The sequence below is a fragment of the Pyxidicoccus sp. M15 genome (assembly GCF_056858435.1).
This window is the reverse complement of record NZ_CM166495.1, coordinates 7,795,632-7,807,957: the sequence shown is the minus strand read 5'-3', so window position 1 is coordinate 7,807,957 and position 12,326 is coordinate 7,795,632. Positions and strand designations below refer to the sequence as shown.

10 protein-coding genes are annotated in these 12,326 nt (G+C 71.0%); 5 read left to right on the top strand and 5 right to left on the bottom strand.

The window, feature by feature from the left end; translation table 11 throughout:
* Nucleotides 1-28: 28 nt before the first annotated feature.
* A complete protein-coding gene (locus tag ACX9TP_RS28705; RefSeq protein WP_482973821.1) occupies nucleotides 29-1,420 on the bottom strand; it encodes an MBL fold metallo-hydrolase RNA specificity domain-containing protein in 1,392 nt (463 codons plus the stop codon).
* A 33-nt stretch (nucleotides 1,421-1,453) separates the two neighbouring features.
* Between ACX9TP_RS28705 and ACX9TP_RS28700 the strand changes: the two genes are divergently transcribed.
* Complete coding sequence (locus ACX9TP_RS28700) at nucleotides 1,454-2,833, top strand: sigma 54-interacting transcriptional regulator (RefSeq protein WP_482973820.1); 1,380 nt, start codon at nucleotides 1,454-1,456, stop codon at nucleotides 2,831-2,833.
* 124 nt (nucleotides 2,834-2,957) lie between these two features.
* Here ACX9TP_RS28700 and ACX9TP_RS28695 read toward each other — a convergent pair whose 3' ends face one another.
* Both ACX9TP_RS28695 and ACX9TP_RS28690 read right to left on the bottom strand, forming a co-directional pair.
* On the bottom strand, nucleotides 2,958-4,361 hold the full coding sequence (locus tag ACX9TP_RS28695; RefSeq protein ID WP_482973819.1) for a hypothetical protein: 1,404 nt from the start codon (nucleotides 4,359-4,361) through the stop codon (nucleotides 2,958-2,960).
* Between the two features lie 144 nt (nucleotides 4,362-4,505).
* On the bottom strand, nucleotides 4,506-7,448 hold the full coding sequence (locus tag ACX9TP_RS28690) for a serine/threonine-protein kinase (protein WP_482973818.1): 2,943 nt from the start codon (nucleotides 7,446-7,448) through the stop codon (nucleotides 4,506-4,508).
* Nucleotides 7,449-7,521: 73 nt separating this feature from the next.
* Here ACX9TP_RS28690 and ACX9TP_RS28685 point away from each other — a divergent pair, with 73 nt between their 5' ends.
* From ACX9TP_RS28685 to ACX9TP_RS28675, 3 genes are all read left to right on the top strand, one after another.
* Nucleotides 7,522-8,337 carry a sigma-70 family RNA polymerase sigma factor gene (locus ACX9TP_RS28685; RefSeq protein WP_482973817.1) on the top strand — a complete coding sequence of 272 codons (816 nt, stop codon included), beginning with the start codon at nucleotides 7,522-7,524 and terminating at the stop codon, nucleotides 8,335-8,337.
* A 253-nt stretch (nucleotides 8,338-8,590) separates the two neighbouring features.
* Nucleotides 8,591-9,652 carry a peptidoglycan-binding domain-containing protein gene (locus ACX9TP_RS28680; protein ID WP_482973816.1) on the top strand — a complete coding sequence of 354 codons (1,062 nt, stop codon included), beginning with the start codon at nucleotides 8,591-8,593 and terminating at the stop codon, nucleotides 9,650-9,652.
* 122 nt (nucleotides 9,653-9,774) lie between these two features.
* On the top strand, nucleotides 9,775-10,845 hold the full coding sequence (locus ACX9TP_RS28675) for a hypothetical protein (protein ID WP_482973815.1): 1,071 nt from the start codon (nucleotides 9,775-9,777) through the stop codon (nucleotides 10,843-10,845).
* A gap of 59 nt (nucleotides 10,846-10,904) precedes the next feature.
* On the opposite strand, the gene ACX9TP_RS28670 is transcribed toward ACX9TP_RS28675, so the two are convergent.
* Entirely contained in the window at nucleotides 10,905-11,027 is a 123-nt protein-coding gene (locus ACX9TP_RS28670) for a hypothetical protein (protein ID WP_482973814.1), read from the bottom strand.
* Between ACX9TP_RS28670 and ACX9TP_RS28665 the strand changes: the two genes are divergently transcribed.
* A complete protein-coding gene (locus ACX9TP_RS28665; RefSeq protein WP_482973813.1) occupies nucleotides 11,017-11,247 on the top strand; it encodes a hypothetical protein in 231 nt (76 codons plus the stop codon). The two genes, ACX9TP_RS28670 and ACX9TP_RS28665, sit on opposite strands and share 11 nt — an antisense overlap.
* Nucleotides 11,248-11,294: 47 nt before the next feature.
* On the opposite strand, the gene ACX9TP_RS28660 is transcribed toward ACX9TP_RS28665, so the two are convergent.
* On the bottom strand, nucleotides 11,295-12,311 hold the full coding sequence (locus ACX9TP_RS28660) for an alcohol dehydrogenase (protein WP_482973812.1): 1,017 nt from the start codon (nucleotides 12,309-12,311) through the stop codon (nucleotides 11,295-11,297).
* Nucleotides 12,312-12,326 lie beyond the last annotated feature (15 nt).

Genomic DNA, 12,326 nt, shown 5'->3' with positions numbered 1-12,326 from the left:
CGGAAGATAGCACCGGGCTCACGGCGCACTACGCAACCAATTCCAGCTCCACCTTCTCCAGGTACCCCGGCACGTACGCCTTCCAACCCTTCGCCCGTACTTTCTGCCGGAGGCCCTCCAGCGCCTCCGGCTCTCCGTGGACCAGCAGCGTCTGCCGGGGAGGCGACTCGAAGCCCTCCATCCAGCGCATGGTCTCCGTCCAGTCCGCGTGCGCGGAGAAGCCGCTCACCGTCTTGATGTCCGCCGCCACCGGCACCATCTGCCCGTGGATGCGGACCTCCTTCTCGCCGTCCAACATCCGCCGCCCGCGCGAGCCCACCGACTGGTAGCCCACGAACAGCACCGTGTTGCGCGGGTCCGGCAGCCGGTGCTTCAGGTGGTGCAGCACCCGCCCACCCGTGGCCATGCCCGACGCGGAGATGATGACCGCCGGCCCTTCGTGCATGTTCAGCCGCTTGCTCTCGTTCGGCGACGTCACGAACTTCGTGCGCCGCGTGGCCAGCGGAGACGCCCCGCGCTCCACCAGCGACTTCATCACCAGGTCGTGCTCCTCCGGGTGCGCCAGGTAGATGGGCGTCGCGTCGCACGCCATCGGCGAGTCCACGAACACGTCCACCACGGGGATGCGCTTCTCGTCCTCCAACTGGCGCAGGTGGTAGAGCAGCTCCTGCGTCCGTCCAATCGCGAAGGCGGGAATCACCACCACGCCGCCGCGGTCGAACGCGCCCTTCACCGCGTCGCACAGGGCATCCATCGGCTTCGTCTCGCGGTGCTGCCGGTCGCCGTAGGTGCTCTCCACCACCAGCGTCGTCGCCGAGGCCACGCTCTGCGGGTCTCTCAGGATGGGCGCCTGGTAGCGCCCCAGGTCTCCACTGAACACCACCCGCTGCCGCGTGCTCTTCAAATCGAACACGCACACCGCTGAGCCGAGGATGTGGCCCGCCCGGTAGAAGGTGAGGGTGATGCCAGGGAGGATTTCCTTCGGCCGCTCGTAGCCGAACGTCTCCATCAGCCCCACCGCCCGCTCCGCGTCCGGCACCGTGTACAGCGGCAGCGCGGGACGGTGCTTGGAGAAACCCTCCTTGTTCGCGTAGCGCGCCTCCTCCTCGTGCAGGTGTGCCGAGTCCGGCAGCAGCAGCGCCGCCAGGTCTCTCGTCCCGGGGGTGGAATACACGGGGCCGTCGTAGCCCTCGCGCACCACCCTGGGCAGGCCGCCCGTGTGGTCGATGTGAGCGTGCGTCAGGACGATTGCGTCCAGGCTGGAGGGCGGGAGGGGAAGCGGCTGCCAGTTCCGCTGGCGGAGGTCCTTCTGTCCCTGGAAGAGGCCGCAGTCCACGAGCACCTTCCGACCATCGTGCTCGAGGAGGAACTTGGAGCCAGTCACGGTGCCGGCGGCGCCGAGGAAGTGGAGAGAGGCCATGCGCTCACTCTAGCGTGATAACGTCCAGCGCCCATGAGCATCTCCGAGCGACCGCCGGGCGCGGGCCGTCCACCCGAGGGCCCCGAGGACGTCCAGCAGACACGGCCTGTCGGCGAGGGCCGGCCGGGCTTCTCCGGCGCCGTCCGCCGCTTCCGCTTCACCGTCCTCGAGGGGCCCCAGCCGGGCCTCGTCAAGGACTCCAACGCGGACACCTTCTCCATCGGCTCGCACGCGCTCAACGACCTCGTGCTCGAAGAGCCCACCGTGTCGCGCTTCCACTGCGAGGTGAAGATCGACCGTGACGGCGCCCGCGTGAGGGACCTCGACAGCCGCAACGGCACGGTGCTCGACGGTGTCCACGTGCGCGAGGCCTACCTGCGCGGCGGCAGCGTGCTCCGCCTGGGCCGCGTCAGCGTGCGATTCGACTTCAGCTCCGAGAGCAACCGGCTCCTCATCTCCGAGCGCACCACCTTCGGTGAATTGGTGGGGCACGCCGCGGTGACGCGCGCCAGCTTCGCCCTCATGGAGCGCGCCGCGGCCAGCGACGCCACCGTGCTGCTGGAGGGCGAGACGGGCACCGGCAAGAGCCGCGCGGCCCTCGCCATCCACCGTGCGAGCGCCCGTGCTTCGGGGCCGTTCCTCACCGTGGACTGCGGCGCCATCCCCGGCAACCTCCTGGAGAGCGAGCTGTTCGGCCACGAGAAGGGCTCGTTCACCGGCGCGCTCCAGCGCCGCGTGGGCGCCTTCGAGGAGGCGGACGGCGGCACCATCTTCCTGGACGAGATTGGCGAGCTGCCCGCGGAGCTGCAGCCCAAGCTCTTGCGCGTGCTGGAGGACCGGGAGATTCGCCGGCTCGGCTCCAACACGTACCAGCCCGTCAACGTGCGCGTCATTGCCGCCACGCACCGGGACCTGCGCGCCGAGGTGAATGCGGGCCGCTTCCGGCCGGACCTCTTCTTCCGGCTCGCCGTGGTGCGCATCCTCATCCCCGCGCTGCGCGAGCGCCCCGAGGACATCCCCTTCATCGCCCAGCGCATCCTCGCGACCTTCGGCGCGGACGCCGCCCAGATGGAGTCGCTGAGCACGCCCGAGTTCATCTCCCTGCTCCAGCACGCGGCGTGGCCCGGCAATGTGCGTGAGCTGCGCAACCACCTGGAGCGCTGCCTCGTCTTCCAGGACGCCATGTCGCCCGCCACCGAGGACGTGAGTCCCCAGGGTGTGCTGCGCAGCCTGGTGGACCCGAAGCAGCCCTACGCCGATGCCCGCCGCCGCGCCCTGGAGGCGTTCGAGCGCGAGTACCTGGACGCGCTCCTCAAGCTCCACGGCGGCAAGGTGTCCCAGGCCGCCACCGCCGCGGACATGGACCGCGTGTACCTGTACCGGCTGCTGCGCCGGCACGGGCTGCGGACCTGAGCCGCCGGGCCCACCCGCGCCGCGAGGCGGCGTTCGCAAGCGCGCCGCGGGCAGGAGCTCGGCACGCGGCGCACCCTTGCTTGCCGCGGATGCCCGCCGCCCCCGGCGCACACGGGAGCGGCCGCTAGCAGGGCTCGCTGGTGAAGGTGATGGCGCCGGGCGACGAGATGAGGCCGGGCACGCCGAACTGGAACTGGAAGGTCGTGGTCTGTCCCCCTTCGATGCGCCGACGCTCGATGCCGTCACGGATGGACGGGGGAATCCTGCCCGCCAGCGCGGGGTCGCTGCTCGCCGTGGGCCAGACGATGGCGTCCTCCACCGGCGACCAGGCCGCTGGCGTCACCGTGCTGTTGTAGTAGCGGATGGGACCATTCCAGAACACGGACAGCGTGCCGTTCCTGGCGAAGGTGTCGTAGGTCGGCCGCTCGGTCGAGCCCACCAGCGCGTAGCCGACGAACTCGGCCCGCACGTACATGCAGGTGGTGCTGCTGTTCGTCACCGTGAAGGCCTGGTCGTAGAAGACGCCGTAGTTGCCGAAGTTGAGCTGCGCGGAGTCCAGGTAGCGGAACTTCGCGCCGAAGCTCTGCGCCGCGTTGGACACGATGTAGCCGCGCGCGAAGTTGGGCCCGGGCAGCGAGAAGGACTGGCTGCCCGCGTATTTGTCACCCGAGAACACGCTGGACCCGCGTCCATAGCCCGCCCCCCCGTTCCAGCCCACCCAGGCCACGTTGCCGCGCGCGGGGAAGGTGGGCAGCTGCGTGGCCGCCGTCGTCGACGACTGGGCCACCGTGTGGACCCAGAAGCAGGCGGCGGGAGCGCCCTGGGCGATGCGGATGTTCAGCCGCCCGTCGATGTAGTTCCCGGAGCCGCCGGCCACGGCGACCTGGTTGTAGCGGCCGGACGTGACGGCGACATTCACACGCCGCATCCCCGTGGGGTTGAAGAAGTACTCCTGGGCGACCCAGTTGGACACGAAGTCCGGGCTCTGCGTGTCCCACGGGCCAATGGCCAGGTTGCCCGCGACCTCGACGGTGGTGTTCACCGTGGGGGTGACGCCCAGGCTCACGTAGCCGTTGTTGGCCATGATGTGCGCGATGTACACGCCAATGTCTCGCACCGCCCCCAGCGGACAGGTGGGGTCCAGGTTCCGGTCCCCCGTGAAGGTGGCCTGCGGCGCGTTCACCGTGTACGCCCAGGGCTTCACGTTGTTCCCATTGACGAAGTTCGGGTCACCGCGCTGGGCGGCGAAGTCCACCTGGGTGCTGAACAGCACGCCGTTCTGCGACACCGTCTCCGGGTTGTTGCTGCTGAAGAGGATCTTGCCCGGCGTGGCCGAGTTGAAGCTGAGCGGCTGCAGCTGCGACAGCGTGGGCAGCCCCAACGTGCCGTCGGCGACCTGCGCCGCTTCCCGCGTCTCGAGCGTGTCGGCGGCCTCCGGGGCCTCCTGGGAGCCGCAACCCATCAGCGCCAGGGCGCTGGCGAACGCCAGCCCCTTGGCGAACATCCCATGCTTCGAATCACCAGACATGAAGGATTCCTGTGTTTGTGAAAGGCAAAGGCTGCGCTTTCATGCGCTGCCACAGGACTGGATGGAAATCCGAGGTCCCGGTTGCGTTGAAAACGCGCAACGCCAGGCCTTTCACCGAGAGCGATTGGGTTTGAACCCAAAGCGTTACTTCGAGGCGGGCGGCGCCAGCCGGGCCAGCAGGGCCTCCAGCGCCGCCTTCTCCTCCCTGTCCCAGGGGTGGCGCACGTAGAACTCCAGCGCCTGCCGCGCCAGCTCCCGCGCCCGCTCGTGTTGGTCCGGGCGCGCTTCCAGCATCTTCGCCACGGTGAAGCGCGCCTCGGCGAGGATGGGCTCGTACTGCTCGATGCCCTGGAGCCGCAGAACCCGCTCGAAGCTCGCGAGGGCCGGGGTGGGGCGGCCCATCGCGAGCTGGACGTTGCCCAGCCGCAGGAGCGTGTTGCCCAGCGTGAAGTGCTCCGGCCCGAGTCCCTGGACCTGCTGCTCCAGGGCCCGCTGCATGGAGAGCAGCGCCTCGGCGTTGCGCCCCTGGGCCGAGAGGACCTCTCCCCGGCCCGTGAGGATGTCGGCGAGGTCCGGCGAGGTGGGGCCGAACACGCGCTCTCCGACGGCCAGGGCCTTCTCCATCTCCTGAAGCGCCGGTGCATGCTCCTTGCGCAGCAGGTGGGCGTGGCCCAGGAACATCCTCGCGCGGCTCTCTCCCGGGCTCTCCTGGCCCGAGGCCTCGTAGGTCCGCACCGCCTCGCGAGCCAGTGGGAGCGCTTCGTCCGCCCGCTTCTGCTGGAGCAGCAACGTCGCCAGGTTGTTCTGGATGTGCGCCACCCGGGGATGGCGGGGCCCCAGCCACTTCAGCCCCAGCTCCAGCGCATGGCGGACCGCCTCGGTGGCCTCCTCGAAGCGGCCCAGGGCGCTCAGCCCCATGCCGCAGTTGGCCCACATGCCCGCCATCCGCGGGTGGTCCTCGCCCAGCACCGCGCCGGCCTGCTCGCGTGCCTTCAGGAAGTGCTCGGTGGCCTCCGCGTACCGGCCCTGGTCGTACAGCGCGCCGCCCAGGCTCCGGTGGAGCAGGTACTGGAGGTGGGAGGCGCCCCCCAGTCGCTCCAGGGTCGCCTGCGCCTGCTGGCCCCACGCCCGGGCGGGCTCCAGCTGGTGGCGAAGCAGGCCGTGCACCCAGACCAGCTCTATCTGCGCGCGGGCCTTCAGCTCGTCCATCCCCAGCGCCTCGGCCGCGAGGGCTGCCTGCGTCAACAGCCGCTCCGCCTCCGCCTCCTCATTGAGCCCCAGGTGCATCAGCCCCTGCCAGAAGAGGCCCTCGGCCTCGAGCGCTCGCGCGCCCAGCTCCCGCGCGCGGGCGTGGACCGCCCGGGCGTGCTCCAACCCCTCCCGCTCCTTGCGGGCCGCCTGGAGCGCCTCGATGCGCGCCAGCCGCGTGCGGAGCACCTCCAGCTCCGGGGAGGCCCGCGGCGCCTGCGTCATGGGCGCCCCGGCGGGCTGCACACCCCGGGCGGTGCAGGCCTCCAGGCCGGGCAGCGTCCCCAGCAGGTTGGCGGCCTCGCGCACCTCGCTGGCGGAGGCCTGGACCCACAGGTCCGAGAGGGCCCGCACCTTGTCCCGGCGCCCGTCCAGGCACTGGTTGCGTTGGTGCAGCACCTCCCGCGGCTGCCGCCGCTCCACCCACGTGGCCTCGCACGCCTCCGTCCACTCGCGCGTCCAGCGCGCCGTGTAGTCGTCCAGCGTGCGCTCCACCCGGGCCCAGGCGTCCCGCGCATAGGGCTGCCTGGTGGCCAGGAAGACCTCGGAGAGGGTCCGCTTGCGCTCCGCGTCCCAGATGCCCGCGAACCGCGTGCCCGCGTCCTGGCATCGCTCCCGCCGCTGATGGAGGTCCTGGTAGCCCGCGACGCCGGTGCCCAGCAGCAGCAGCACCGCGCCCACCGCCGCCCGCCGCCGCCGCACGGCCCGCGGACCGCGCTCCAGCTCCGACAGCAGCGCGTCCATGGAGGGGAAGCGCGCGCCAGGCTCCCGGCTCAGGCCGCGCAGCACCACCCCGCGCAGCCAGCGCGGGACGCTCACCCCCCTGGGCGCGGCGCGCACCTCATGGCCGAGGATGCTCTGGCGCAGGGCCTCCCATGTCTCGCCGGCGAAGGGCCGCTCACCGTGGAGCGCCTCGTACAGCGCCACGCAGAAGCTGAACTGGTCCGTCCGGGCATCCACCGCGTCGCCGCGCACCTGCTCCGGGGCCATGTAGGCCGGGGTGCCGAGCAGCGCGCCGGTGCGCGTCAGCTGCGCCGCGTCCGTCACCTCCATGGGGCCCGGGGCGGGCAGGGCGGCGGCGCTGGCTGCGCCCAGCTCCCGGGCGAGGCCGAAGTCGGTGACGCACACGCGCCCGTCCTTGCGGATGAGGACGTTGTCCGGCTTGAAATCCCGGTGGACCAGGCCCGCGGCGTGGGCGGCCGCCAGCCCGCGCCCGGCGCCGAGGAAGGTGTCCAGCACCTGCCGCCAGGAGCGCCGAGCGGACCTCAGCCACTGCGTGAGGGTGCTGCCGTCCACCAGCTCCATGGCGATGAAGACCTCGTCGCCGAAGGTGCCCGCGTCGAAGACGGCCAGCACGTTGGGGTGCTGGAGCCGCGCCATGGCCTGGGCCTCGCGCAGCAGGCGGGCCTGGCCCTCCCGGCTGTGCGCCGTGCCCACGCGCAGCAGCTTCACCGCCACCTTCCGATTCAACTCCGGGTCATACGCGCTGAAGACGACGCCCATGCCGCCCACGCCCAGCCTGTCCAGCAGCAGGTAGCGGCCCACCAGGCGCCCTCGCTCCAGCCGCGCCTCCAGCAGCTGCTCCTCGGAGGAGGCCGGGGGCTCGGCCAGGGGACTCCGGAGGCCGGAGGGCCCGGGGGCAGGGGCGACGACGCTGTCGCGGGCCAGCGCGGACAGCAGCTGTCGGCAGGCGACGCACCCATCCACGTGGCGCTCGATGGCCTCCACCTGCTGGGGTGTGCACAGCCCCTCCACGAACTCGATGGCCGTGTTGTCGTCCAGACAGCCCGACTCCGGCGCCAGGGGACCAGACCCGGAGGAGGGGGGCGCGGATGGCATGGCAGGATTCTAGAGAGAACGGTACTTCATGTAAAAATGGTGCGGCCATCCGGCCGGAACGGGGAGGCGCTGAGTGAGCGCAGAGCAGGACGCGCAGCTGGCGGGGCTGGTGGAGGCGGCGCGGAGCGCCTGGCCTGACGTCGCCGTGGCCCCCGCGGACTTCCTGCGCTGGCTGGCGGGGCGGCTGCCGCCGGCGGGCCAGGGCACGGAGGCGCTGAAGGTGGCGGACCTCTACCTGGTCTTCGCCTGTACCCGGGGGGACGCCGCGGCGCTGAGGGGCTTCGAGAAGCACTACGTGCCCGAGCTGGGGGCGGCCCTGGTGCGCCTGCGGCTGTCCGCCACGCAACGGGACGAGCTGCTGCAGGAGCTGCGGCGCAAGCTGCTGGTGTCGGAGGACGGAGCCGAGCCGCGCATCGGCCTGTATGGGGGAAGGGGAGAGCTGCGGCGGTGGGTGCGGGCGGTGGCGACGCGCGAGGGCCTGATGCTGCTGCGCCAGCAGTCGCCCGAGGTGGGCGTGGACGAGGAGCTGTTCGACAGCTTCCCGGCGGCCGCGGAGGACGTGGAGCTGCAGCACGCCCGGCGTGAGTACCAGGTGGAGTTCAAGCGCGCCTTCGAGGAGGCGCTGGCGTCGCTGGAGCCCGCGGAGCGCAACCTCCTGCGGCGGCACTTCATCGACGGGCTCAGTACGCCCCAGCTGGCGGCGCTCCATGGCATCCACCGGGTGTCGATGTTCCGGCGGCTGCGCCAGGTCTGCGAGGCGCTGGTGGGGCGGACGCGGACGCTGCTCCTGCAGCGGCTGCCGGTGTCCGAGGCGGAGCTGTCCAGCCTGAACCGGCTCATCCGCAGCCACCTGGACATGAGCCTGGAGCGCCTGCTCCCACCCGAGTAGCGGCCGCCGGAAGGCGCGCGCGCAAATGCAACCGGAAATCCGGGGTTGCATCCTCGGGGACAGCCGCCCGCGCTCGTGCCCTGACTCCCATTCTCCCCCCGGCCCGAACGCGGTGCGGCCCCTCTGAAGTAGCAGCGGGCCACGGCCACGGCCTGCCCCAAGGACGCCACCCGTATCGCCATTTCATGGCCGGCAAGGGCGTGTGCCCGGGGGGGCGAGCCTTGCACGGCGGAGCTGCGACCTGGATTCGAACATGGAGAGCACGATGCGCACGATGATGCAGGGATGGCTGCCTTCTTCCGGTAGGGGCCTCGTCTCCGGACTGCTGGCGGCGATGCTGGCGGCGGGCTGTGGTGAGGACGCCGGTGACCTGCCCGTGGAGGCGCTGGCGGAGACGCCGGTCAGCCAGGTGGAGCAGTCGGTGTCGGGGCTGTCCTGGCCGGTGGTCCGCCAGGGCAACAGCGGCCGTGACGTGGTGACGGCCCAGTACCTGCTGCGGCACAACGGGAGGACGCTGAGCGTCAACGGCTCGTTCGACAGCGCGACCTACTCGGCGACCGTGGCCTTCCAGCAATCCAAGGGACTCGTCGCCGACGGCATCATCGGCCCCGCCACCTGGGAGGCGCTCATCGTCACCGTGTTCCAGGGCAACTCGAACAACGCGGTGCGCGCCGTGCAGGACCAGCTGCGCAACCGCTACAGCTACACCGCCATCACCGTGGACGGCGTCTTCGCCACGGCCACGGACACGGCGGTGCGCGACTTCCAGACGAAGAAGTGCCTGACTCCCGTGGACGGCGTCGTGGGGCTGAACACCTGGAACGCCCTGGTGGCGCAGACAACGCGCTGTGGCGGCGGCAACAGCGCCACCGCGCAGAGCATCCTCAACGCCCACAACGCCGGCACCATCACCCTGTGGGACCAGACGTTCGGCCGCTTCGACGGCGCGGACCCGCTCAACAACATCAAGGACGCGGCCGCCGGCCGGGCGTCGAAGACGAGCTGCTACGGCAACGCGCCGTGCACCACCGTCTTCCTCACCGGCAACCTGCTCAATGGAATGAAGAACCTCATCTCCAGCCGCAACTACCGCTACTTCGTCACGGCCATCGCTGGCGCGGACCACAGCCCCGGTTCGCTGCACTTCCAGGGGCGCGCCTTCGACGTGGACGAGGTGAACGGTGTGCGCATCTACGGGGACAGCGCGACGGCGCGCGCCTTCATGGATGCGTGCCGCGCCCTGGGCGCCACCGAGGTGTTCGGCCCCAGCAACGACCCGGCCGGCCACTACGACCACCTGCACTGCGGCTGGTAGCCGCCCTCGCGGCGCCGAAAATCCGCTCGAAAGGCAACCGATATTCCCAGGCTGCATCTTGCCGGCAGTGACAGCCGCGGACACCCGGGTCGGTGCCGTGCCCACCCTTTGAGGGCCCCCCCATGAGCGTTTCGAATGTTGGCAATGCCGGCAGCGTGCGGACTCCCACCCTCCCCACGGAGCCTCCCAAGCCGAAGCCTCCAGCGCCGGAGGTCAAGGCGCGCACCCCGGGCTTCTCCGGGGACAGCAGCTTCCAGGTGGCGGATGCCCGGGCCAAGGGCGCCGAGAAGGCGGAGCAGAAGACCCCGCTGCAGCAGGCCTCGGAGGTGAGCAGCACCCTCAACTCGTGGGGAGGGGCCGCCGGCAGCCTGTTCTACGCCCTGGACAAGAAGCTCCACATCGGGGCGAAGCTCCAGAATACCCAGCAGGGCGTGAACACGGCCCTCAACAACCGCGCCAACATCGCCGTTGGCCGCGCGCTGGTGGCGCGCGGGTTCGACAAGACCATCGGGCAGATCAACAACCTGCTCAAGAACCCCACCGTCCAGAAGCACCCCGAGGTGGTGGCCCGGCTGCGCAGCCAGCTGCAGGTCGCCACGCAGCTCAAGGCGGACAAGCTGAAGCCGTTCGACTCGGCGCTGCGGCGGGCGGACGACTTCCTCGCCGCCAACAAGTCCAAGCTGGCCAACCTGACGAAGCAGACCCGGGCGCTGGGCGCGATTGGCGACGCGCTGACCGCGGCCGGCGCGGCGACCAACGGCTTCAGCGTGGCGGCCAACAGCCCGGCCCAGACGAAGGCGGGCAAGGTCGTGGACGGCGTGCTGGCGGGCGTCACCAACTATCTGTTCGGCAAGGGGGCGGGCCTGGCGGGCCTGGGCGCGGTGGATGCCGTGACGGGCCAGCACGTCTCCAACGCGCTCAACGGCGTCGTCGGCACGGCGGTGACGCTGGCCGAGGCCGCCATCACCGGGGACACCCAGGGCCTGGAGGCGCTGGCCCAGAAGTCCCAGAACGGCGACTACGGCATCTTCCTCCAGTCGGGCAATGCGGCGGGCAACGCCATCGCCAGCCTGGGCGACCCCGACGCCCGGGAGCGCTTCGTGGAGGATGCGGCGTCGGGCAAGTACGGCATCGTCGGACAGTTCGGCAACGCGCTGGGCGAAGGCCTGGGCCGCCTGTTCTTCGGACCCTAGGAAGGGCGCCTGCCCGCGACGCCTTCCAGCCCCTTCACGCAGCTTCATTCCCTCAACCGTCAGACGGCGCTGGACACGTCCAGCACCCGCAGCCGGCGCAGGCGAGGTGGGGGAAGGGCGAGCGCGTCCGCGTCAAACGACGACAGGTCGAACGCGAACAGCGAGAGCGTGATGGGCGTCATCGCCGCGGCGCGCGCGGGGCTGGGCGCCGCCATCCTCCCGGAGAGCGCCATGACGGGACTGCGGGCCCTCACCGTCGAGGAGGGCTTCCCGGACCTCGGGGAGATAGAGCTGGCCATCTTCGGAGAGGAGCGCGCGGAGCGGAAGCGGCTGATGGCCACGCTCGTGCGCTTCATCGAGGAGAGCCTGCGTCCGCTGGACTCGCCCCGCCTCGTCGGGTGACCCGGCGCGGGACGGGGCGCCCCCCCGTCCCGTCGCACGTGTGCGGCTCAGCGCATCTTGAGCACCACCCGGAAGCGGGCGTGGTTGCTCATCATGCGCTCGTAGGCCTCTGCGGCGCGCTCGAGGGGGAACACCTCGTTGCGTGAGCGCACGTCGGCGAGCTTGCTGAAGGCCATGGTGTCCTGTGAGTCCTGCGGGACGCCGCTCGGCCAGCCCTGCACGCGCTGGCGCTTCGAGAGCAATTGCAGGCCGCTGACCTGGATGGGTTCACTGCCCGCACCCAGAATCAGCAACGTGCCGTTGCGCCCCAGACCCCCAACCAGCTCACCCGCGAGGCTGCTGCTTGACGCCGTCACCATGATGACGCGCGCCCCGCCGAGCTTCTGCAGGGCCTCGGCCGCCGAGCCCTTCTCCGTGTCGATGTACTCGTGCGCTCCGAGCTCGAGGGCGAGCTGCCGTTTGTCCCCACCACGTGAGATGGCGACGGTGCGGTAGCCGAGCTTGCGGGAGTACTGGATGCCCAGGTGTCCGAGCCCGCCGATGCCCTGCACCGCGACCAGGTCTCCCGGCCGCACTTCCATGTTGCGCAGGGAGTTGAACGTGGTGACGCCCGCGCAGAGCAGGGGCGCGGCGTCCTCCGAGCTCATGCCCTCGGGCACCCGGGCGAGTGCATCCTGCGGAGCCACCATGTACTCGGCGTAGCCGCCGTCGTAGCTGATGCCGCACACCTGCTGCGCCACACAGGTGACGAAGTCGCCGACGCGGCAGGCGTCACACTGGCCGCAGTGGCCGCCGTGCCAGCCCACGCCCACGTGCTGGCCCTCCTTCCAGGCAGTTACCCCGGGGCCCACCCGGTCGATGCGCCCCACCACCTCGTGGCCCGGTATCCGCGGGTACTGGACGGGCATCCAGCCCTCCTTGGTGATGGCATCACTGTGGCAGATGCCACACGCCTCCACCGCGAGGCGGACCTGCCCCGGGCCGGGCTCGGGCACGTCCCGCTCGACGATTTCAAGTGGACCTCGGGCCTGCCGCACCTGAACCGCCTTCATCTTCCTGGCCATCGCGTCTCCCTGTGG